This window comes from Streptococcus mitis (assembly GCF_022137125.1).
Lineage (GTDB): Bacteria > Bacillota > Bacilli > Lactobacillales > Streptococcaceae > Streptococcus > Streptococcus mitis_CE.
Genome location: NZ_JAKNEQ010000001.1, coordinates 219351 through 240876 on the forward strand (window position 1 = coordinate 219351; position 21526 = coordinate 240876).

Here is a 21526-nt window from a genome sequence, read left to right on the forward strand (position 1 = left end):
ATGTCAAAATATAATTGGGATGAAAAGCATATTATCACCTTTCCTGAAGAGAAAGTGGCCCTCTCTACTAAGGATTTACATGTTTACTACGGTAAAAAAGAATCCATCAAGGGCATCGATATGCAATTTGAAAAAAATAAAATTACGGCCTTAATTGGCCCTTCTGGTTCAGGGAAATCAACCTACCTCCGCAGTCTCAACCGTATGAATGATACCATTGATATTGCTAAGGTCACAGGTCAAATCCTCTATCAAGGGATTGACGTCAACCGTCCAGAAATTAATGTTTATGAGATGCGTAAGCACATTGGAATGGTCTTCCAACGCCCAAATCCCTTTGCCAAGTCTATCTACCGCAACATCACTTTTGCCCATGAACGTGCAGGAGTTAAGGACAAGCAAGTTTTGGATGAAATTGTAGAAACCTCTCTTCGTCAGGCTGCCCTTTGGGACCAGGTCAAAGACGATTTGCACAAGTCGGCCTTGACCCTATCAGGTGGTCAGCAGCAACGTCTCTGTATCGCTCGTGCTATCTCTGTTAAACCAGATATCCTTTTGATGGATGAACCGGCATCAGCCTTGGATCCGATTGCGACAGCTCAGTTGGAAGAAACCATGTTGGAATTGAAGAAGGACTTTACCATTATCATCGTGACCCACAGCATGCAGCAGGCTGCGCGTGCTAGTGACTACACAGGATTCTTCTACTTGGGCGACTTGATTGAGTACGATAAGACCTCTAATATTTTCCAAAATGCCAAACTACAGTCAACCAATGACTACGTAACAGGACACTTTGGATAGAAAGGAAACAGTATGACAGAAGCGATTTTACAGGTGTCAGAGCTGTCCGTTTACTACAATCAAAAAAAGGCTTTGAATAGTGTTTCCCTATCTTTCCAACCTAAGGAAATTACAGCCTTGATTGGTCCATCTGGATCAGGGAAGTCAACTCTTCTCAAGGCTATCAACCGTATGGGGGATCTCAATCCAGAGGTAACCACAACTGGTTCGGTGGTTTACAACGGTCACAACATCTACAGTCCGCGTACAGATACAGTTGAATTGCGGAAGGAAATCGGTATGGTTTTCCAACAACCGAACCCTTTCCCTATGTCTATCTACGAAAATGTTGTTTACGGGCTTCGTATCAATGGAGTTAAGGATAAGCAGGTTCTGGATGAAGCGGTAGAAAAAGCCTTGCAACGAGCCTCTATCTGGGATGAGGTCAAGGATCGCCTGCATGATTCAGCTATCGGGCTTTCAGGCGGACAACAGCAACGTGTCTGTGTTGCCCGTGTCTTGGCAACCAGTCCTAAAATCATTCTCTTGGATGAACCGACTTCAGCCTTGGACCCTATCTCGGCTGGTAAGATTGAGGAAACCTTGTATGGTCTAAAAGATAAATACACCATGCTCTTGGTTACGCGTTCCATGCAACAAGCCTCTCGTATCTCTGACAAGACAGGATTTTTCCTAGATGGAGATCTGATCGAGTTTAACGATACCAAGAAGATGTTCCTCAACCCACAACACAAGGAAACAGAAGATTATATTTCAGGAAAATTTGGATAAGGAGATAAATGATGTTACGTTCTCAATTTGAAGAAGATTTAGAGAAATTGCACAACCAGTTCTATGCAATGGGACAAGAAGTGCTATCCCAAATCAATCGTACGGTGCGTGCCTTTGTTACGCATGACCGTGATTTGGCCAAGGAAGTCATCGAAGACGATGCAGAAGTAAACGAATACGAAGTGAAATTAGAAAAGAAATCATTTGAAATGATTGCTCTTCAACAACCAGTTTCTCAAGATTTGCGTACTGTTCTAACAGTCCTAAAAGCCGTATCTGACTTGGAACGTATGGGTGACCATGCCGTTTCTATTGCCAAAGCGGCAATTCGTATGAAGGGGGAGCAACGTATCCCAGCTGTTGAAGAAGAAATCAAGAGAATGGGGCGCGATGTCAAGAACTTCGTTGAAGCAGCCCTTGAACTCTATCTCAATGGTTCAGTAGACCAGGCCTATGAAGTAGCAGCCATGGATGAAAAAATCAACCATTACTTTGATAGCATTCGTGATTTGGCTACAGAAGAAATCAAGAAAAATCCAGATGCCATCGTTACAGGTCGTGATTATTTCCAAGTGATTGCTTTCTTGGAACGTATTGGAGACTATGCTAAAAATATCTGTGAATGGGTTGTTTACTTTGAAACAGGTAAGATTGTCGAACTATAAAATAGATTTATTCTGTATAAAAAGGAGCTCGAAATCAACTGACAGCTCCTTTTCTTGAATGAAAAAAATATTTTTAAGATAAAAATTCAAAAAACACTTGACAAGCAACTTGGATAGCGTTATAATTATACAAAATTAACAGAGAGGTTGTTTATTTATGAAATCAAAAAAATGGATATTTGTTTTATGTAGCTTTCTTGCAAGTTTCTTCTTAGTGGCTTGCCAGTCGGATTCTAACGGTTCTCAGTCAGCTGTTGAGGCCATCAAGCAAAAGGGGAAATTAGTTGTGGCGACCAGTCCAGACTATGCACCCTTTGAATTCCAATCCTTGGTTGATGGAAAAAACCAGGTAGTCGGTGCGGACATTGATATGGCCCAAGCTATCGCTGATGAACTTGGGGTGAAGTTGGAAATTTCAAGCATGAGTTTTGACAATGTCTTGACCAGTCTTCAAACTGGTAAGGCTGACCTAGCAGTTGCGGGAATTAGCGCTACTGATGAGAGAAAAGAAGTCTTTGATTTTTCAATCCCCTACTATGAAAACAAGATTAGTTTTTTGGTTCGTAAGTCCGATGTAGAAAAATACAAGGATTTAACTAGCCTTGAAAGTGCTAATATTGCGGCCCAAAAAGGAACTGTTCCAGAATCAATGGTCAAGGAACAATTGCCAAAAGCTCAGCTGACTTCCCTAACCAATATGGGTGAAGCTGTTAATGAATTACAGGCTGGAAAAGTAGATGCTGTTCACATGGATGAGCCTGTTGCGCTTAGCTATGCTGCTAAAAATGCAGACTTAGCTGTCGCAACTGTCAGCTTGAAGATGAAGGACGGCGAAGCTAATGCAGTTGCCCTTAGAAAAAATAGTGCTGATTTGAAAGAAGTGGTGGACAAGGTCATCCAAAAACTCAAGGATGACGGCACCTACCAAAAATATCTTGAAAAAGCGGCAACCTTAACAGAAGTTGAAGAATAATACTCAATGAAAATCAAAGAGCAAACTAGGAAGCTAGCCGCAAGCTGTACTTGAGTACGGTAAGGCGACGCTGACGTGGTTTGAATTTGATTTTCGAAGAGTATAAGAAAAAAGCAGAGTTGGAAGTCAATCCAATTCTGCTTTTAAATAGTCTAAAACATTTTCCAGATTGTCTAAGGACACCTTGGCAAATTGATAAGGACAGGTGCTTAAATAGGCCTCTTCAAAGAAGTCTAAGCCCAGTTGACTGTGTTTGAGACTGGCGATTTTAGGATACTGTCTGAGATCAAGTAATAAACCATCGTGTAGGGGAAAGTGAGGAAGGGGACAAGGAGTGTTATCTAGTCTTTCCTCGATTTGTTTTTGGTAGTCTTCCTGATTGGATAAGCGAGCTAGCCGATTTTTCTCAAATAATTGACTGTCAATATAGAGTGACAGGGCCTTTTGCATGATGAGGTTGCTGTCGTAGTCTAGGATATTTTTGTAGGCCACAAAGGCTTCCTTGATAGCATTTGGAAGGATGAGTGCTGTTATCCGCAGGGCTGGAAAGAGGCTGGTTGAGAAGGACTTTATGTAAATGACGCGCTTCTCTGTATCCTGATAGTGGAAGGTCTGGCCCTTCTTGGAGTCCAAATCCCCCAGATAGTCGTCCTCTACGATATAGACACCATACTTGGCAGCTAAGTCAAGAATAGCTCGTTTGTCCTGCTCTGAATAGGAATGTCCCAGAGGATAGTGAAATCGAGGAATGGTATAGAAAAACTTAATTTTTCCTGTTTTGAAGTGACCTTCCAGCTCCTCCAAGTCAATCCCATCAATGCCTCGTTCAATCGTTTGATAGTCCAATCCCTGAGCAATCAAGAGGCGATTCATCCGATGGTAGGTCGGCTGTTCCACCAAGATTTCCTTGGCTTGACTAGGAAAGGAAATTTGAGAAAGGATAAAAAGGGCTTGTTGGGTTCCAGAAGTCAGTACCAGTTGGTCAGCCTTGCAGTAGAGGGCTTGGTCAAAGAGGAGTTTATGAATGGATTGTCTTAAGTCTTCTAATCCTTCTTGGTTGTCATAGTAGTTGAAGAGGTAGTTTTCCCGGCCAATCAAGGTTTCATTGACACAGAGTCGGAAATCGTCATAGGCGCTGGCGTGTTCATCGGTAACCTCGATTTCTAGGTCTTGATGTTGTCCTTGTTCTAGAACATAATAGCCACTCTGGGGTTTGGCATAGAGGTATTGTTCGTGCCGTAATTCCAACAGGGCTCGTTGGACAGTATCCTTGCTACAGTGAAAGTCAAGGCTCAGTTGACGGATAGAAGGCAGGCGGCTACCCGTTGGAAAGCGTCCAGACTCGATACTATTTTTCAGATAAGCTACGACCTCTTGGTACTTGCTTTGTTTCTTCATTCCAGACCTCCCTTGATTTTGTTACATTGTACCTTTTTTTTTTCTTCTTGGCAATGTCTAGTGTGATTCTCTCGTTCACATATAAAGCTAAATGTGGTATACTTAGGAGTAACATTTATAGAATAATACTCTTCGGAAATCTCTTCAAACCACGTCAGCTTCGCCTTGCCGTAGATATGGTTACTGACTTCGTCAGTTCTATCCACAACCTCAAAACAGTGTTTTGAGCTGACTTCGTCAGTCTTATCTACAACTTCAAAGCAGTGCTTTGAGCAACCTGCGGCTCGCTTCCTAGTTTGCTTTTTGATTTTCATTGAGTATAACAGACAAGAAAGTGAATGGATAAGAACGTGCAGGAACCAGTGAAATTATTTCAATACAATACCCTTGGAGCCTTGATGGCTGGCCTTTATGGTGGTACCATGACAGTAGGAGAATTGCTAGAGCATGGTGACCTTGGTTTGGGAACCTTGGATTCCATTGATGGGGAATTGATTGTCTTGGATGGCAAGGCTTATCAGGCCAAAGGATCAGGAGAGCAACCAGAAATTGTAGAAGTATCACCAGATGCTCTCATTCCTTATGCAGCAGTAGTACCGCATCAAGCAGAGGTCATTTTCCGCCAGCGGTTTGAGATGACAGACAAGGAATTGGAAGAGCGAATCGAGTCTTATTATGACGGGGAAAATCTTTTCCGCTCTATCAAGATTCGTGGGGAATTTTCACATATGCATGTGCGTATGATTCCCAAGTCGACACCAGAGACCAAGTTTGCTGATGTCGCAACCCATCAACCTGAATATCGTCGTGACAATGTGGTGGGAACCATCGTTGGTTTCTGGACGCCAGAGATTTTCCATGGAGTCAGTGTGGCAGGCTATCATCTACACTTCATCTCAGATGATTTGACCTTCGGTGGGCATGTCATGGACTTTGTCATCAAGGAAGGGATTATCGAGGTGGGAGCGGTTGACCAGTTGGACCAACGTTTTCCAGTCCAAGATCGTCAATACTTGTTTGCTAAGTTCAATGTTGACGAGATGAAAAAAGATATTGAAAAGGCGGAATAGGAGAAGAAAATGACCATTCATATCATTATTACCATGTTGCTGTTGCTGGCTTTCTTGATAGGAAGCATTTGGTATGCCAAAAAGAAACACCAGATTAATCTAGCTGTCTTGGGCTTGGGGGCTGTTGCTTTCTTTGTCTCTTCACAGATTTTAGAAAAACTGGTGCATATCTTGGTTTTACATCCTCAAAAAGACGGTAGTATTGCCCTCTTGCAAGACCATCCGCTTGTCTATATCATCTATGGCCTAGCCATGGCAGCCCTTTTTGAGGAAACAGCTCGACTTATTTTCTTCAAATGGTTGGAGAAAAAGAGAAGTTTGGAAAAGGCAGATGCCTTGGCTTATGGATTGGGACATGGTGGCTTGGAGTTGATTTTCCTGGGCCTTACTAGTTTGATTAATCTCTACATCGTTCTCTCAGCAGTTCAAACTCAGAATCCACAGGTCATGCAATTGCTGTCTGAAAATATGTTGAAAACTATTCAGTCGCTATCAGCCTGGCAGATTTATTTGCTTGGTTTTGAGAGAATCTTGGCGCTAGGTTTCCAATTACTCTTGACTGTTTGGGTTTACCAAGCTGTTCGCCAGAAGAAATGGATTTATCTCCTAGCAGCCTATGGACTACATGCCTTCTTTGACTTGGCACCATCTCTTGCCCAAGTTGGCTGGTTAACCAATCCAGTCTTGGTTGAAGTTGTCCTAGCACTTGAACTTGTTCTGCTTGCCTATGGAACAAAGGCAATCTTTTGTAAAAAATCATAAAAAGAGGGGAAACCTCTTTTTTGTTTAAAATAAGCCCAAGATTTTTTTAGGGTCGTCAAATGGTCTTAAAAATGGTATAATGGAATGAATTTTGTAAAAGGGAGAGTGTCATGTCAGTAAAAGAAAACATGCTTGAAATCTTAGAAGGGATTGATATCCGTTTCAAGGAACCCTTGCATAGCTATAGTTATACAAAAGTAGGTGGAGAGGCCGATTATTTGGTCTTTCCACGAAATCGTTTTGAGTTAGCTCGCGTTGTCAAATTTGCTAATCAAGAAAATATCCCTTGGATGGTTCTTGGAAATGCCAGCAACATCATCGTTCGTGATGGTGGGATTCGTGGATTTGTCATCTTGTGTGACAAGCTCAATAATGTTTCCGTTGATGGCTATACCATTGAAGCTGAAGCTGGTGCTAACTTGATTGAAACAACTCGCATTGCCCTTCGTCATAGTTTGACTGGCTTTGAGTTTGCTTGTGGCATTCCAGGGAGCGTCGGTGGTGCTGTCTTTATGAATGCGGGTGCCTATGGTGGCGAAATTGCCCACATCTTACAGTCTTGTAAGGTCTTGACCAAGGATGGAGAAATTGAGACCCTATCTGTAAAGGATTTGGCTTTTGGTTACCGCCATTCAGCTATTCAGGAGTCTGGTGCAGTTGTCTTGTCAGCTAAATTTGCCCTTGCTCCAGGAAGCCATCAGGTTATCAAGCAAGAAATGGATCGTTTGACGCATCTACGTGAACTCAAGCAACCTTTAGAATATCCATCTTGTGGTTCGGTCTTTAAGCGTCCAGTAGGTCATTTTGCAGGTCAATTAATTTCGGAAGCTGGCTTGAAAGGCTATCGTGTCGGTGGTGTTGAAGTCTCAGAAAAACACGCAGGTTTTATGATTAATGTTGCTGACGGAACGGCTAAAGACTACGAGGACTTGATTGAGTCTGTTATCGAAAAAGTCAAGGAACACTCTGGCGTTACTCTTGAGAGAGAAGTCCGTATTTTAGGTGAAAGCAAATAGGACACTTTAATTGAAAAGCTGCTGCTATGTCATGGAAAGGGGGTGAAAGCCTATCGTTAGTGCAGAAGAATGTAGGCAGTTCAATCTCCTACAAGAGGTAGTAGTGGCCTGACAGAGCCCTGATCTGTTAATCTATGAAAAAGAAGGAATAAATGACAATTGAAAAAACCAATTATTGAATTCAAAAACGTTTCTAAGGTTTTTGAAGACAGCAACACCAAGGTTCTCAAAGATATCAACTTTGAGTTGGAAGAAGGGAAGTTCTATACTCTTCTAGGCGCATCTGGTTCAGGGAAATCAACTATCCTTAACATCATTGCAGGTTTACTGGATGCGACGACAGGAGATATTTTGCTGGATGGTGTCCGTATCAATGACATCCCAACCAACAAGCGAGACGTCCATACGGTCTTCCAATCCTATGCCTTGTTTCCACATATGAATGTGTTTGAAAATGTTGCCTTTCCACTTCGCTTGCGTAAGATTGACAAGAAAGAAATCGAGAAACGCGTAGCGGAAGTTCTCAAGATGGTTCAGTTGGAAGGGTATGAAAAACGTTCTATCCGTAAACTCTCTGGAGGACAACGTCAGCGTGTTGCTATCGCCCGTGCCATTATCAACCAACCCCGTGTGGTTTTGTTGGATGAGCCCTTGTCAGCGTTGGACTTGAAATTAAGAACCGACATGCAGTACGAACTGCGTGAACTGCAACAACGATTGGGCATTACCTTTGTCTTTGTCACTCACGATCAGGAAGAAGCCCTGGCTATGAGTGACTGGATTTTTGTTATGAATGATGGCGAGATTGTCCAGTCTGGAACACCTGTGGACATCTACGATGAGCCGATTAACCATTTTGTTGCGACCTTTATCGGTGAGTCAAATATCTTGCCAGGAACCATGATTGAGGACTACTTGGTTGAGTTTAACGGCAAACGCTTTGAAGCGGTCGATGGTGGGATGAAGCCAAATGAACCTGTCGAGGTTGTTATTCGTCCAGAGGACTTGCGGATTACCCTCCCCGAAGAAGGCAAGCTCCAAGTTAAGGTCGATACCCAGCTCTTCCGTGGAGTTCACTATGAAATTATCGCCTATGACGAACTTGGAAATGAATGGATGATCCACTCGACTCGTAAGGCCATTGTGGGTGAGGAAATCGGTCTGGACTTTGAACCAGAAGACATCCACATCATGCGCCTCAACGAAACCGAAGAAGAGTTCGATGCTCGTATCGAAGAGTACGTGGAAATCGAAGAGCAAGAAGCAGGTCTGATTAACGCAATCGAGGAGGAAAGAGATGAAGAAAACAAGCTCTAAACTCTTTGTAGTGCCCTACATGCTTTGGATTGCCCTCTTTGTATTGGCACCCTTGGTCTTGATTTTCGGACAATCCTTTTTCAATATTGAAGGCCAGTTTAGTTTAGAAAATTATAAATCTTACTTTGCGTCACAAAACTTGACCTATCTCAAAATGAGTTTCAACTCTGTGCTTTATGCAGGCATTGTGACCTTTGTGACCCTGCTCATCAGCTATCCGACAGCCCTTTTTTTGACCCGTCTCAAACACCGTCAACTTTGGCTCATGCTGATTATCCTGCCTACTTGGATCAATTTGCTCCTCAAAGCCTATGCCTTTATCGGGATTTTTGGTCAGAATGGCTCTATTAACCAATTCTTGGAATTCATCGGAATTGGTTCACAACAGTTGCTCTTTACCGATTTCTCCTTTATCTTTGTCGCAAGCTACATCGAGCTTCCCTTTATGATTTTGCCGATTTTCAATGTCTTGGACGATATGGATAACAATCTCATCAATGCCAGCTATGACCTAGGTGCGACCAAGTGGGAAACCTTCCGCCATGTCATCTTCCCTTTATCGATGAATGGTGTGCGAAGTGGAGTTCAGTCTGTCTTTATCCCCAGCTTGAGCCTCTTCATGCTGACCCGTTTGATTGGTGGGAACCGTGTTATTACGCTGGGAACGGCTATTGAACAGAATTTCCTAACCAATGACAACTACGGTATGGGTTCAACCATCGGTGTAATTCTCATCTTGACCATGTTCATCACTATGTGGGTGACCAAGGAAAGGAGAGAACGATGAAAAAATTTGCCAACCTTTATCTGGGACTGGTCTTTCTTGTCCTCTACCTGCCAATCTTTTATCTGATTGGCTATGCCTTTAACGCAGGCAATGACATGAATAGCTTTACAGGCTTTAGCTTGAGCCATTTTAAAACTATGTTTGGCGATGGTCGCCTTATGTTGATTGTGACTCAGACCTTTTTCTTGGCCTTCCTGTCAGCCTTGATAGCGACCATTATCGGGACTTTTGGAGCTATTTATATCTACCAGTCTCGTAAGAAATACCAAGAAGCCTTTCTTTCACTCAATAATATCCTCATGGTTGCGCCTGATGTTATGATTGGTGCCAGCTTCTTGATTCTTTTTACTCAACTCAAGTTTTCACTTGGCTTTTTGACCGTTCTATCTAGTCACGTGGCCTTCTCGATTCCTATCGTGGTCTTGATGGTCCTGCCTCGTCTCAAGGAAATGAACGGTGACATGATTCATGCGGCCTATGACCTTGGTGCCAGTCAATTTCAGATGTTCAAGGAAATCATGCTTCCTTACCTGACACCGTCTATAATTGCAGGTTATTTCATGGCCTTCACCTATTCGCTAGATGACTTTGCCGTGACATTCTTTGTGACGGGAAATGGCTTTTCAACCCTGTCAGTCGAGATTTACTCTCGTGCTCGCAAGGGGATTTCGCTAGAAATCAATGCCCTGTCTGCCCTTGTCTTTCTCTTTAGTATTATCCTAGTTGTTGGTTATTACTTTATCTCACGTGAGAAGGAGGAGCAAGCATGAAAAAACTCTATTCATTTTTAGCAGGAATTGTAGCCATTATCCTCGTCTTATGGGGAATTGCGACGCATTTAGATAGTAAAATCAATAGCCGAGATAGTCAAAAACTGGTTATCTACAACTGGGGGGACTATATAGATCCTGAACTCTTGACTCAGTTCACAGAAGAAACAGGAATCCAAGTCCAGTACGAGACTTTTGACTCCAATGAAGCCATGTATACCAAGATCAAGCAGGGTGGAACGACCTACGATATTGCCATTCCTAGTGAATACATGATTAACAAGATGAAGGACGAAGACCTCTTGGTACCGCTTGATTATTCAAAACTTGAAGGTCTTGAAAATATCGGACCAGAGTTTCTCAACCAGTCCTTTGACCCAGGCAATAAATTCTCTATCCCTTACTTCTGGGGAACCTTAGGAATTGTCTACAATGAAACCATGGTAGATGAGGCTCCTGAGCATTGGGACGACCTCTGGAAACCAGAGTATAAGAACTCTATCATGCTCTTTGATGGGGCGCGTGAGGTATTGGGACTAGGACTCAATTCGCTCGGCTACAGCCTCAACTCCAAGGATACCCAGCAGTTAGAAGAGACAGTAGACAAACTCTACAAACTGACTCCAAATATCAAGGCTATTGTGGCGGACGAGATGAAGGGCTACATGATTCAGAATAACGCTGCTATCGGCGTGACCTTCTCTGGTGAAGCCAGCCAAATGCTAGAAAAAAATGAAAATCTACGCTATGTGGTACCGACTGAGGCCAGCAACCTTTGGTTTGACAATATGGTCATTCCCAAAACCGTCAAAAACCAAGACGCAGCCTATGCCTTTATCAACTTTATGTTGAAACCCGAAAATGCTCTTAAAAATGCGGAGTATGTCGGTTATTCAACTCCAAACCTACCAGCTAAGGAATTACTCCCAGAGGAGAAAAAAGAAGATAAAGCCTTCTATCCAGATGCTGAAACCATGAAACACTTAGAAGTTTATGAGAAATTTGACCATAAATGGACAGGAAAATATAGCGACCTCTTCCTACAGTTTAAAATGTATCGGAAGTAGTAGTTAGCAGTCACGAAACGAATCAGTCAAGCTGGTTCGTTTTTTTTATGTAAAAGGCAATTTTTGTAATTGTATGTTTTTCTATGATAGTTGCTTATTTGCTTGCCTAGTAGTATACTAAGTTTAACATTACAGAAAGCGGTAACAAACAATGGAAATGTCTACTTTTTTCAAAAAAAGTTTCTGGCCAACCTTTTTGACTGTTCAGCAAACATATATACTATTTTATCTAAAGGATGGTTTGGATCGACAATACCTAACAACTGATTCCATACATTTGGTGATAGGGTTCTTTATATTTGCAAATATTTTCGTAGCTATCTTTAACAATTCAAAACTTTGGGATAAAAGTTGGGATAAAAAGAGTGATAGCAGTAAGAAAAAATATATTCTGAAAAAGTAATCGGAGATGTAGAGAATTGCTCTGATTCAACGGAGACGATTTCCAGTTGACGCAAGCTTAGAAAAACGTTATAATAAGAAAGTTGAGAATTGATTTTCAGTTGTCTTAGTCCAGAGAAATGGCGGTGCTGCGAGCCATCTAAGCTAGGAAGTCATGCTACTCAATTTAACAATTGCATAAGAATAAGAGAATGACAAGTTCATTGAATGAAGGTGGTACCGCGGTTTTTCGCCCTTCGTGATATGAGCTTGTCTTTTGATTTTTGGAGGTGTTGATGAAAACATTTCTTGTCAAACAAAAGTTTCGTCTTGGAGGCGAACGCTTCGCTATCAAGGATGACAGGGGAGAAATCGCCTATCAGGTGGAGGGATCATTTTTTAAGATTCCCAAAACTTTTACCATCTATGATGCGGCTGGTGAACAGGTCAGTCAGATTAGTAAAGAAATCTTGACCTTGCTCCCTCGTTTTGAGATTCAGCTTCAGGATGGCTCGAGTTTTGTCATTCGTAAGAAGTTGACCTTCTGGCGAGATAAGTATGAGTTTGATAATCTAGGTCTTCGTATCGAGGGCAATATCTGGGATTTGGATTTCAAATTGCTGGATGATCGCGATCAGCTGATTGCGGAAATTAAGAAGGAACTCTTCCATCTGACCTCTACCTATACCGTAACGGTTCTTGAGGACGCTTATGCAGACCTAGTCATTTCCCTCTGCGTCGCGATTGACTATGTGGAGATGCTGGAAAGCCAATCACATTAAACAAGTAAATAAGGAGACAATATGAAACAACTATCTAGTGCACAAGTACGCCAAATGTGGCTTGATTTCTGGGCGACCAAAGGTCACTCAGTAGAACCATCAGTGAGTTTGGTTCCTGTAAATGACCCAACTCTTTTGTGGATCAACTCTGGGGTAGCAACCCTTAAGAAATACTTTGACGGGACCATCATCCCTGAAAATCCCCGTATTACCAATGCGCAAAAGGCTATCCGTACCAATGACATCGAAAACGTAGGGAAAACTGCTCGTCATCATACCATGTTTGAAATGTTGGGGAACTTCTCTATCGGGGATTACTTCCGTGACGAAGCGATCACTTGGGCTTATGAGCTTTTGACAAGCCCTGAATGGTTTGATTTTCCTGCTGAAAAACTATACATGACCTACTATCCAGATGATAAAGATTCTTATAACCGCTGGATTGAAGTGGGAGTGGATCCAAGTCACTTGATTCCAATCGAGGACAACTTCTGGGAAATCGGTGCAGGACCTTCTGGACCAGATACAGAAATCTTCTTTGACCGTGGAGAAGCCTTTGACCCAGAAAATATCGGTATTCGCCTGCTTGCAGAAGATATCGAAAACGACCGTTACATCGAAATCTGGAACATCGTTTTGTCACAATTTAACGCAGATCCTGCTGTTCCTCGTAGCGAGTACAAGGAATTGCCACATAAGAACATTGATACGGGCGCTGGCTTGGAGCGTTTGGTGGCAGTTATCCAAGGGGCTAAGACCAACTTTGAAACAGACCTCTTCATGCCGATCATTCGTGAAGTGGAGAAATTGTCTGGTAAGGTTTATGACCAAGATGGCGACAACATGAGCTTTAAGGTTATTGCAGACCATATCCGTTCTCTTTCATTTGCTATCGGTGATGGTGCCCTTCCTGGAAATGAAGGTCGTGGTTATGTCCTCCGTCGTCTTCTCCGCCGTGCCTCTATGCATGGTCAAAAATTGGGTATCAATGAGCCTTTCCTTTACAAACTCGTTCCAACTGTTGGAAAAATTATGGAAAGCTACTACCCAGAAGTGCTTGAAAAACGTGACTTTATTGAGAAAATCGTTAAGAGCGAGGAAGAGTCATTTGCCCGTACCCTTCACTCAGGTCAACACTTTGCCCAAGGCATCGTAGCAGACTTGAAAGAAAAAGGTCAATCTGTCATTGCTGGTCAAGATGTATTCAAACTTTATGACACTTATGGATTCCCAGTTGAATTGACTGAAGAAATCGCTGAAGAAGCTGGGATGACTGTAGACCGTGAAGGATTTGAAGCAGCCATGAAAGAACAGCAAGAGCGTGCGCGTGCCTCAGCTGTCAAGGGTGGCTCAATGGGGATGCAAAATGAAACCCTTCAAAACATCACTGTAGAAAGTGTCTTTAACTACAATGCTAGCCAATTGTCTTCTAAATTGGTAGCTATCGTGGCTGACAATGCAGAAGTAGAAGCTGTGTCAGAAGGAACTGCCTCTCTTATCTTTGCGGAAACGCCATTCTACGCTGAAATGGGTGGACAGGTCGCTGACCACGGACAAATCTTGGATGCGTCAGGTAAGGTTGTGGCTACTGTGACAAATGTTCAAAAAGCACCAAACGGACAAGCCCTTCATACAGTTGAAGTTCTTGCACCGCTTGCCTTGAACCAAGAATATACCTTGGCAATTGATACAAATCGTCGTCACCGTGTTATGAAAAACCACACTGCGACTCACTTGCTTCACGCTGCCCTTCATAATATCCTTGGGAATCATGCAACACAAGCAGGTTCTCTTAACGAAGTTGAATTCCTTCGCTTTGACTTTACTCACTTCCAAGCAGTAACTGCTGAAGAATTGCGTGCGATTGAACAGCAAGTCAACGAAAAAATCTGGGAAGCCATTGCTGTAGAAACTGTTGAAACGGATATTGACACTGCCAAAGAAATGGGTGCTATGGCCCTCTTTGGTGAGAAATACGGCAAGGAAGTCCGTGTTGTCACTATCGGTGACTACTCTATCGAGCTTTGTGGTGGTACCCACGTTGGCAACACTTCTGAGATTGGTCTCTTCAAGATTGTCAAAGAAGAAGGGATCGGATCAGGAACTCGCCGTATCTTGGCAGTGACTGGTAAGGAAGCCTTTGAAGCCTACCGTGAACAAGAAGACGCTCTTAAAGCTGTCGCAGCAACCTTGAAAGCACCTCAAGTCAAGGAAGTGCCTCACAAGGTAGAAGGACTCCAAGAACAACTTCGTCAACTTCAAAAGGAAAATGCTGAGTTGAAAGAAAAAGCCGCAGCTGCAGCCGCAGGCGACATCTTCAAGGATGTGAAGGAAGTCAACGGTCACCGTTACATTGCTAGCCAAGTATCTGTATCTGACGCTGGTGCCCTTCGTACTTTTGCGGATAACTGGAAACAAAAAGACTACTCTGATCTTCTTGTCCTTGTTGCAGCAATTGGGGACAAAGTTAATGTCCTTGTAGCAAGCAAGACAAAAGACCTTCATGCAGGAAACCTTGTCAAAGAATTAGCACCAATCGTCGATGGACGTGGTGGTGGTAAACCAGACATGGCCATGGCAGGAGGAAGCAACCAAGCTAAGATCCAAGAATTGTTGGATGCAGTAGCAGGTAAATTGTAAGATAATAAAGATCTATCCACTTGGGTAGGTCTTTTTGTGAATACAAAAAAACCAAATCCGCTTGGATCTGGCTTGATGATTATAAGCTATTAGATAGTATTGGCTGCCCAGACACTTACCGAAGCAGCTGAGACAGGGAATTGTCCATAACCTTCCTCATCGATGATAACTTGAGCTTGGTGGTTTTCAAGTAGATCTACAAAGGTTTGGTTAGCCCATTCTTGGCCGATAAACATTGATTTGCTGTTTTCTTGGTCATTTGAGATGAGAACTGCGATTGGGGATTGATTTTCAGCACCTGAACGTACCCAACCGATACAGTTAGGATCATCAAAGTAGTCATTTTGTTCTCCATAGGCCAAGTCTTTTCGGATGGCTAGGAGGCGGTCAAGGACTTCTTTGAAATCTTGTTGAGCATACTGCCCTGAAATCCCATAGTAGTCGCCGTAAAAGACACATGGAAGGCCATTTTGGCGTAACAGAATGAGGGCATAGGCTGCTGGTTTGAACCATTCTTCAACAGTCGATTCAAGGGCTTGTCCTCGTTGGGTATCATGGTTGTCGACAAAGGTCACAGCCTTATCAGGCTTGAGTTCAACCAAGCTATCTGTGAAAATACCACGAAGGTCATAGTTTGCGCCAGCTTGACTGGCTTCAAAGAGATTCTGGTGTAGACGAACATCGACAAGGTCAAAGCGTTCTTCCGTTTTTTCAAGATAGTCCAGATTGGCTTCCTTGTCAGGATTCCAGAATTCACCAAAAACATAGAAATCGTCACCGTATCTTTCCTTCATATCTCGGATGAAATTGCGCATGAAGAAAGAGTCAATGTGCTTAACGGCATCCAAGCGGAAACCAGCTACACCAGTTGTCTCCATGAACCATTCAGCCCAGTCATAGATATTTTGAATGACTTCAGGATGTTTAAAGTCTAGGTCGGCATACATGAGGTAGTCATAGTTTCCGTTTTCGTTATCGACCAATTCCTCATTTGCCCAGCCTTTATTGTCACCTTGGATCAGATAAATCCCAGACTTACGGCGTTTGGCATCATAGTCTGTACCTGTGAAGTGGTACCAGTGCCAGTGGAAGTCATTGTAGGTATCTTGGCGACCATCGAAGGTAAAGCTAGTCCAGCCATTGATGGTGAAGGGTTCTCCAAGTTCAACCGTACGGTCTACAGGGTCTACTTCGATAACCTGAAAGGCTTCCATGTGATCGGCTGCAGCCTTGTGGTTGAGTACCACATCGGCCATAGGCTGGATTCCCTGTGCTTTTAGGGCTTGAATAGCTTGAAGATAGTCTTCTTTGAAACCATACTTGGTACGGACTGTCCCTTTTTGGTTGAACTCTCCAAGGTCAAATAGGTCATAGACACCATAGCCGACATCTTTTTCATTGGTTGCCTTAAAAGCTGGTGGCATCCAGACATGACTAATACCGAGATTAGCAAGGTGTTGAGCATCTTCAGCCAGACGCGTCCAGTGCTGGCCGTCATGGGGCAGATACCATTCAAAGTATTGCATGAGTGTTTGATTTTGCATGATTTTTCCTCTTACTTGTCAATCTTGTTCTTTATTCTATCATAAAGTATCGGTTAGCTCAAACGTTTGCGTAAAATAGAAGACATGTATTTCAACTATTCAAGATAAAGTGTTGATTTTTAAAATGAAAGCGCTATAATGATAGTGAATTACATAGATAAAGAGAGGAGATTTCTCATGATTGAATTTCAAAATGTTAGTAAGTTGTATGGTGATAAAGAGGCCTTGAGCAATCTCAATTTGCAGATTGAAAATGGAGAGATTATGGGCTTGATTGGCCATAATGGAGCTGGAAAATCGACCACCATAAAATCCTTAGTCAGTATTATTTCACCCAGCAGTGGTCGTATTTTGGTAGACGGTCAGGAGTTATCTGAAAATCGCTTGGCTATTAAACGAAAGATTGGCTACGTAGCAGACTCGCCTGACTTATTTTTACGCTTAACGGCCAATGAATTTTGGGAATTGATTGCCTCATCCTATGAGCTAACTAGCTCTGACTTGGAGGCTAGTCTAGCTAGGTTATTGAGTGTTTTTGATTTTGCTGAAAATCGTTATCAGGTTATTGAAACCCTTTCTCACGGAATGCGTCAGAAAGTCTTTGTCATTGGGGCACTCTTGTCTGATCCCGATATTTGGGTTTTGGACGAACCCTTGACTGGTTTGGATCCCCAGGCTGCCTTTGATTTGAAGCAAATGATGAAGGAGCATGCGCAAAAAGGCAAGACAGTTTTGTTTTCAACCCATGTCCTAGAGGTGGCAGAGCAAGTCTGTGATCGGATTGCCATTTTGAAAAAGGGGCATTTGATTTATTGTGGTAGCGTAGAGGACTTGAGAAAAGACCACCCAGACCAGTCTTTGGAAAGTATCTACCTTAGCCTTGCTGGTAGAAAAGAGGAGGTTTCAGATGCGTCTCAAGGTCATTAAAAAATTAGTTGATATCAATATCCTCTATTCATTTCAAGAAGCTAATCTGGCTAACCTACGAAAGAAGCAGGCTAAGAATCCTGGGAAAAAAGTAAATGTTTCCGCTAGAGTCCTAAGTTCTTACATTTTTTCTAGTCTCTTGATGCTTTTCATGTTTATAAATATAGCCTTTCGTTTTCCTTTTGAGGAAATGCCAAGTTTTTTTAGTAGCATGGTTGCTATTTTACTGGTGCTTGCCTTTTCAACTTCTTTCACAGCTTTTTACAATGTCTTTTATGAGAGTAAGGACCTGGTCTCCTATAGGCCCTATGCCTTTAAAGAATCAGAGATTATAATTGCCAAAGGTCTGTCTGTCCTCTTGCCAGCTCTAGCTGGAATTATACCAATCCTAGCTTATTTTCTAGTCCTCTACATTAGGCTAGCACCTTCTTTTTGGCTGGGTTTGCCTTTGATGTTGCTGTCTTTGGCCTTATTATTTGTCTCTTTGGCTTTAGTGATGGTAGTGGTAGTACATTTCTTGGCTCAGACTACGGTTTTCAGAAAGTATCAGTCTATTTTTTCGAATGTGATGATTGGGATAGGAGTTCTCATACCTTTAATATTTGTCTTCTTTCTACAGTCGACTTCTGGACGTATTGTTGACAAAGTTAGAGACATTCCATTTCTCCTTTACCCTATTCATCTCTTTTACAAAATAGCAGTGGAGCCTTTTTCGACAGAAGCCATCCTGGGTCTGCTCGCTTGGATAGGACTAACTCTCTTCTTGCTTTACTTGAGTAAAAAGAAGGTTTTTCCTCGTTTTTATGACGTGATTCTGCTTAACAGTGAGGAGAAGGTCAAGAAAGAACGTCGCAGCAAGGAGAGAATTTCAACTACTAAAAAGGGATTTTTCCGCATGGTTTTGCGCTACAACCTCTCTCTCTTGGGACAGGGAACTGGCGTGGTTACAGTGCTTTTTACAAGTGCTTTCCTTCCCTATCTCATGATGATTGGTCTGATTTCCAAAATCCGAGATTCTCAGATAGTTCCAGACATTCATCCTCCATACTGGTTACCCTTGTTTTTTATAGCTCTCTTTATAGCAGTTGTCAATAACAATATCACCAGCCTGCATTCAATTGCCTTGTCCTTGGAGAGGGAAAATGTTGATTTTCTTAAGAGTTTACCCTTTGACTTTGCTCGTTATGTGAAAGTGAAATTTTGGATTATATTTGCTGTCCAGTCCTTTTTACCAGTTCTGACTTTACTTGGCCTTTCTCTATATCTAGGCTTGCCCATCCTTTCGATGATTTACCTTCTTGTGGCATGGATCCTTGCCAGTGTCATCCTTTCTTGCCACCATTACCTTAAGGACGTGAAAAATCTGTCAACCAATTGGAGTAGCATTACGGAATTGGTGAACCGTTCAAATCGTATAGTAGCAATGGTTTTATTGTTTATTTATAGTGCAATCCTAATGGCCCTTGTAATAGGGAGCTTATTCTTGGTTCGGTCTCTCTCCCCTATCCTTGCCATTAGCTTGGGAGTAGGAGTTCTTATCCTATTGCTTGGCCTTGCTATTTTTAGCTATTATTATTACCTGTCACGCATATTGACAGAAATAGAAAAAAGATGAGGTAGTTTGTCGCTTACTTGATAAATTTTATAAAAAGAAATGCTCCTCCAAGACGGAAGAGCATTTTTATTGTGATTTTGATTCGGTTTCTGCCGACTCTGGATGGAGTTCTTGGTAACTTGGTGCCTTGAAAAGGTCAGCACTGGTTTTACCTTGTCGTTGGCTAAAGAGACTGGTTGATTGACTTCCTTTTTCCTGCTCAATCTTTTGCAGAATTGGCAAGGAATTGAGGTAAGAAATACTTTCTGTATCAACTTTTCCAAGATGATCTGCTTGGTAGAAACGTATCAAATCGCCAGTTTGAATCTGATCGCTAATTTTCAGCTGTTGACTGGCTGCTTGACGAACGATTTCTAGTTCAGTCTGAGCTTGTTCATCAAGGTTGCTGATTTCAAGACCGCTCTCAGTATAGTAGGTTCGTCCGTCATAACTGGTGTATTTTGGTGTAACGAAGGAATTGGCAGTCCGAAAGGCAACGATTTCTTGATGATCTGGAGACAGAAGATCTTGTCCAACTTGTAGGAAGGAATTGGACTCAATACCAAGGAGGTGTTCAAGAGTCGGTAAGATATCGATTTGTCCACCGTAGGTATTGATGATTTGTCCTTTTTCATAGCCAGGCATGACCACCATAAAAGGCACTCGTTGCAACATGGCATTGTCGTAATTCGACCAGTTCTCAGAAGTCTTGCCAATCAAGGGAGCCAGGTCAGGATTGCGGGAGTTAGAAATTCCATAATGGTCTCCGTAGATGACGATGATGGATTTTTCATAGAGGCCACTTTCTTTGAGATAGTCAAAGAAGGCCTTGATAGCACTATCCAGATAGTTAGCTGTTTGGAAGTAGCCATTGATCGTTTCATCTTTGGTTTTGGCCAAGGGGAAACCAAGCTCATCGCCAGTCAGATTGCTAGCATAAGGATAGTGATTGGACACCGTGATATACTTAGCATAAAAAGGTTGCTGTAAATGCTCCAGATACTGAATAGAATCTTTCATCATGATTTTATCATTTAAACCATATTGGAAAGAATTGCTACTGTCTTGCTTAGTAAAATAGGATGCATCAAAGAAGTATTGGTAGCCCCATTGTTTGTAGGTTGTATTTCGATTCCAGAAGGTCCCGATATTACCGTGAAAGACAGCACTTGATTGGTAGCCATTTTTTGATAGGATAAAAGGCGCTGCCTGCTGGGTATTGGTACCACCGTAATTGACCATAAAGGAACCTTGGTCAAGTCCAAACAAACCAGTCTCCAGCATGGTTTCCGCATCTGAGGTCTTACCAGCCTTGACTTGGTTAAAGATATTCGAAAAGGCTAGGGTTGCTTGCGAATGGTAGAGTGAATTTAGGAAGGGAGTGACTTCATGCTCAGTTCCATCTATGTTGAGTTTATAGTCAAGTAGGAACTGCTGAAAACTCTCTAAGTGGAGATAAATCACATTTTTTCCTTTGGCCAAGCCAAAATAGTCTGAATTGGGCTTAGCCGAATGTTCTTGGATATAATCTGTAATAGGTTGAAGGTCAGTCTCAGAGGCCTTAGCCCGTTCCTTGTTTGCACTGTAGGATTGGTTGGCACTATAGCCTAAAAAGGCTGGCAAACTAAGGGCACGGACAACATAATAATTGGAAAATCCTCGCGACAGGAGATCGGGACGCTCAATTTCAGCTAAGAAAAGGTTAGCTGAAAAGAGCAGGGCCGAGAGAGCAGTGATGGCAACACTGGAGCGGAATTTGAAGGGTCTTCTATCCAGCTGGATGAATTTTTTATAGAGAAGGAAAGCCAGCAGTGGGAAATCCATAAAATAGATGAAATCCCAAAAGCGCAGTAACTCTAGTTCCGCAGTACCAACAGACACCTTGCTGACCACCTTCATGGTATTAGCCGTGATAAAGTCGCTAAATTCTCGATAGTAAAAGACATTGGAATAGAGCCAAATGAATAAAAGGCTGTAAATAGCTATACTAAGACTGTAAAAGGCCTTGGTTGAGCGAGCATAGAGGGCTAGAGCCAGCAGGAGCAATCCCAAGGGAAGGGGATTGAAAAAAGCGATAAAGGCAAGGTAATTCCCTTGCAGCTTGCCCACTTGAATATCTAAATTGAAGTCAACGGTATAGGCTAATAAGGTTTTGAGCCAATAGAGGATTAAAAGGGTTAGGACAAAACCCAGTCTGGTACCCATGGCTTTTTGGATTTTGTTAAAATTGATTCTCACACAATTACTTCCTAAGTTTT

Annotated in this window: 20 protein-coding genes; 16 read left to right on the forward strand and 4 right to left on the reverse strand. The window is 42.4% G+C overall.

Features of this window, described 5'->3' with window-relative positions; genetic code table 11:
- From pstB (L0P31_RS01105) to L0P31_RS01120, 4 genes are all read left to right on the forward strand, one after another.
- Nucleotides 1–804 carry a phosphate ABC transporter ATP-binding protein PstB gene (pstB, locus tag L0P31_RS01105; protein ID WP_020900241.1) on the forward strand — a complete coding sequence of 268 codons (804 nt, stop codon included), beginning with the start codon at nucleotides 1–3 and terminating at the stop codon, nucleotides 802–804.
- 12 nt (nucleotides 805–816) lie between these two features.
- Nucleotides 817–1575 (forward strand): phosphate ABC transporter ATP-binding protein PstB, encoded by a 759-nt coding sequence (gene pstB / locus L0P31_RS01110; protein ID WP_020901520.1) that lies wholly within the window; start codon nucleotides 817–819, stop codon nucleotides 1573–1575.
- Between the two features lie 11 nt (nucleotides 1576–1586).
- The gene (gene phoU / locus L0P31_RS01115; RefSeq protein ID WP_000946458.1) at nucleotides 1587–2240 is read left to right on the forward strand and encodes a phosphate signaling complex protein PhoU; all 654 of its coding nucleotides are present in this window, start codon (nucleotides 1587–1589) and stop codon (nucleotides 2238–2240) included.
- A 157-nt stretch (nucleotides 2241–2397) separates the two neighbouring features.
- The gene (locus L0P31_RS01120) at nucleotides 2398–3213 is read left to right on the forward strand and encodes an ABC transporter substrate-binding protein (RefSeq protein WP_238095398.1); all 816 of its coding nucleotides are present in this window, start codon (nucleotides 2398–2400) and stop codon (nucleotides 3211–3213) included.
- A 126-nt stretch (nucleotides 3214–3339) separates the two neighbouring features.
- Here L0P31_RS01120 and L0P31_RS01125 read toward each other — a convergent pair whose 3' ends face one another.
- Both L0P31_RS01125 and L0P31_RS01130 read right to left on the reverse strand, forming a co-directional pair.
- Nucleotides 3340–4611: an aminotransferase-like domain-containing protein gene (locus tag L0P31_RS01125; RefSeq protein WP_238095399.1), complete on the reverse strand. Its 1272-nt coding sequence runs from the start codon at nucleotides 4609–4611 to the stop codon at nucleotides 3340–3342.
- Nucleotides 4608–4925 (reverse strand): hypothetical protein, encoded by a 318-nt coding sequence (locus L0P31_RS01130; protein ID WP_238095402.1) that lies wholly within the window; start codon nucleotides 4923–4925, stop codon nucleotides 4608–4610. Before L0P31_RS01130 ends, L0P31_RS01125 begins: the two co-directional genes overlap by 4 nt.
- 24 nt (nucleotides 4926–4949) lie before the next feature.
- Between L0P31_RS01130 and budA the strand changes: the two genes are divergently transcribed.
- The 10 genes from budA to alaS all read left to right on the forward strand — a co-directional run bounded on the left by budA (nucleotide 4950) and on the right by alaS (nucleotide 15203).
- Nucleotides 4950–5681, forward strand: a complete 732-nt coding sequence (budA, locus tag L0P31_RS01135) for an acetolactate decarboxylase (protein ID WP_000360315.1) — start codon at nucleotides 4950–4952, stop codon at nucleotides 5679–5681.
- 9 nt (nucleotides 5682–5690) lie between these two features.
- Complete coding sequence (locus tag L0P31_RS01140) at nucleotides 5691–6443, forward strand: YhfC family intramembrane metalloprotease (RefSeq protein WP_238095404.1); 753 nt, start codon at nucleotides 5691–5693, stop codon at nucleotides 6441–6443.
- Nucleotides 6444–6553: 110 nt separating this feature from the next.
- Nucleotides 6554–7459 carry a UDP-N-acetylmuramate dehydrogenase gene (gene murB, locus L0P31_RS01145; RefSeq protein ID WP_238095406.1) on the forward strand — a complete coding sequence of 302 codons (906 nt, stop codon included), beginning with the start codon at nucleotides 6554–6556 and terminating at the stop codon, nucleotides 7457–7459.
- A 159-nt stretch (nucleotides 7460–7618) separates the two neighbouring features.
- The gene (locus L0P31_RS01150; protein ID WP_000742895.1) at nucleotides 7619–8776 is read left to right on the forward strand and encodes an ABC transporter ATP-binding protein; all 1158 of its coding nucleotides are present in this window, start codon (nucleotides 7619–7621) and stop codon (nucleotides 8774–8776) included.
- A complete protein-coding gene (locus tag L0P31_RS01155) occupies nucleotides 8757–9563 on the forward strand; it encodes an ABC transporter permease (protein WP_000753801.1) in 807 nt (268 codons plus the stop codon). The genes L0P31_RS01150 and L0P31_RS01155 overlap by 20 nt, the downstream gene beginning before the upstream one ends.
- The gene (locus tag L0P31_RS01160; protein ID WP_000712740.1) at nucleotides 9560–10333 is read left to right on the forward strand and encodes an ABC transporter permease; all 774 of its coding nucleotides are present in this window, start codon (nucleotides 9560–9562) and stop codon (nucleotides 10331–10333) included. The genes L0P31_RS01155 and L0P31_RS01160 overlap by 4 nt, the downstream gene beginning before the upstream one ends.
- Nucleotides 10330–11400: an ABC transporter substrate-binding protein gene (locus L0P31_RS01165; protein ID WP_000737964.1), complete on the forward strand. Its 1071-nt coding sequence runs from the start codon at nucleotides 10330–10332 to the stop codon at nucleotides 11398–11400. Before L0P31_RS01160 ends, L0P31_RS01165 begins: the two co-directional genes overlap by 4 nt.
- 151 nt (nucleotides 11401–11551) lie before the next feature.
- A complete protein-coding gene (locus L0P31_RS01170; RefSeq protein WP_033684910.1) occupies nucleotides 11552–11803 on the forward strand; it encodes a hypothetical protein in 252 nt (83 codons plus the stop codon).
- A 274-nt stretch (nucleotides 11804–12077) separates the two neighbouring features.
- Entirely contained in the window at nucleotides 12078–12563 is a 486-nt protein-coding gene (locus L0P31_RS01175; protein WP_020903187.1) for an LURP-one-related/scramblase family protein, read from the forward strand.
- Between the two features lie 21 nt (nucleotides 12564–12584).
- Nucleotides 12585–15203 carry an alanine--tRNA ligase gene (gene alaS / locus L0P31_RS01180; RefSeq protein WP_238095408.1) on the forward strand — a complete coding sequence of 873 codons (2619 nt, stop codon included), beginning with the start codon at nucleotides 12585–12587 and terminating at the stop codon, nucleotides 15201–15203.
- 89 nt (nucleotides 15204–15292) lie between these two features.
- Here alaS and L0P31_RS01185 read toward each other — a convergent pair whose 3' ends face one another.
- Nucleotides 15293–16747: an alpha-amylase gene (locus L0P31_RS01185; RefSeq protein ID WP_049499670.1), complete on the reverse strand. Its 1455-nt coding sequence runs from the start codon at nucleotides 16745–16747 to the stop codon at nucleotides 15293–15295.
- A 177-nt stretch (nucleotides 16748–16924) separates the two neighbouring features.
- Here L0P31_RS01185 and L0P31_RS01190 point away from each other — a divergent pair, with 177 nt between their 5' ends.
- Together L0P31_RS01190 and L0P31_RS01195 are read left to right on the forward strand one after the other, a co-directional pair.
- Nucleotides 16925–17674: an ABC transporter ATP-binding protein gene (locus L0P31_RS01190; protein ID WP_049509515.1), complete on the forward strand. Its 750-nt coding sequence runs from the start codon at nucleotides 16925–16927 to the stop codon at nucleotides 17672–17674.
- Nucleotides 17655–19289: a hypothetical protein gene (locus L0P31_RS01195; protein ID WP_238095409.1), complete on the forward strand. Its 1635-nt coding sequence runs from the start codon at nucleotides 17655–17657 to the stop codon at nucleotides 19287–19289. The genes L0P31_RS01190 and L0P31_RS01195 overlap by 20 nt, the downstream gene beginning before the upstream one ends.
- Nucleotides 19290–19355: 66 nt before the next feature.
- On the opposite strand, the gene L0P31_RS01200 is transcribed toward L0P31_RS01195, so the two are convergent.
- Nucleotides 19356–21473: an LTA synthase family protein gene (locus tag L0P31_RS01200; RefSeq protein WP_238095518.1), complete on the reverse strand. Its 2118-nt coding sequence runs from the start codon at nucleotides 21471–21473 to the stop codon at nucleotides 19356–19358.
- Nucleotides 21474–21526 lie beyond the last annotated feature (53 nt).

Coding starts and splice junctions, on each gene's coding strand:
- pstB (WP_020900241.1), top strand. CDS start 1: ATGTCAAAATATAATTGGGATGAAAAGCATATTATCACCTTTCCTGAA.
- pstB (WP_020901520.1), top strand. CDS start 817: ATGACAGAAGCGATTTTACAGGTGTCAGAGCTGTCCGTTTACTACAAT.
- phoU (WP_000946458.1), top strand. CDS start 1,587: ATGTTACGTTCTCAATTTGAAGAAGATTTAGAGAAATTGCACAACCAG.
- L0P31_RS01120 (WP_238095398.1), top strand. CDS start 2,398: ATGAAATCAAAAAAATGGATATTTGTTTTATGTAGCTTTCTTGCAAGT.
- L0P31_RS01125 (WP_238095399.1), bottom strand. CDS start 4,611: ATGAAGAAACAAAGCAAGTACCAAGAGGTCGTAGCTTATCTGAAAAAT.
- L0P31_RS01130 (WP_238095402.1), bottom strand. CDS start 4,925: ATGAAAATCAAAAAGCAAACTAGGAAGCGAGCCGCAGGTTGCTCAAAG.
- budA (WP_000360315.1), top strand. CDS start 4,950: ATGGATAAGAACGTGCAGGAACCAGTGAAATTATTTCAATACAATACC.
- L0P31_RS01140 (WP_238095404.1), top strand. CDS start 5,691: ATGACCATTCATATCATTATTACCATGTTGCTGTTGCTGGCTTTCTTG.
- murB (WP_238095406.1), top strand. CDS start 6,554: ATGTCAGTAAAAGAAAACATGCTTGAAATCTTAGAAGGGATTGATATC.
- L0P31_RS01155 (WP_000753801.1), top strand. CDS start 8,757: ATGAAGAAAACAAGCTCTAAACTCTTTGTAGTGCCCTACATGCTTTGG.
- L0P31_RS01160 (WP_000712740.1), top strand. CDS start 9,560: ATGAAAAAATTTGCCAACCTTTATCTGGGACTGGTCTTTCTTGTCCTC.
- L0P31_RS01165 (WP_000737964.1), top strand. CDS start 10,330: ATGAAAAAACTCTATTCATTTTTAGCAGGAATTGTAGCCATTATCCTC.
- L0P31_RS01170 (WP_033684910.1), top strand. CDS start 11,552: ATGGAAATGTCTACTTTTTTCAAAAAAAGTTTCTGGCCAACCTTTTTG.
- L0P31_RS01175 (WP_020903187.1), top strand. CDS start 12,078: ATGAAAACATTTCTTGTCAAACAAAAGTTTCGTCTTGGAGGCGAACGC.
- alaS (WP_238095408.1), top strand. CDS start 12,585: ATGAAACAACTATCTAGTGCACAAGTACGCCAAATGTGGCTTGATTTC.
- L0P31_RS01185 (WP_049499670.1), bottom strand. CDS start 16,747: ATGCAAAATCAAACACTCATGCAATACTTTGAATGGTATCTGCCCCAT.
- L0P31_RS01190 (WP_049509515.1), top strand. CDS start 16,925: ATGATTGAATTTCAAAATGTTAGTAAGTTGTATGGTGATAAAGAGGCC.
- L0P31_RS01195 (WP_238095409.1), top strand. CDS start 17,655: ATGCGTCTCAAGGTCATTAAAAAATTAGTTGATATCAATATCCTCTAT.
- L0P31_RS01200 (WP_238095518.1), bottom strand. CDS start 21,473: ATGGGTACCAGACTGGGTTTTGTCCTAACCCTTTTAATCCTCTATTGG.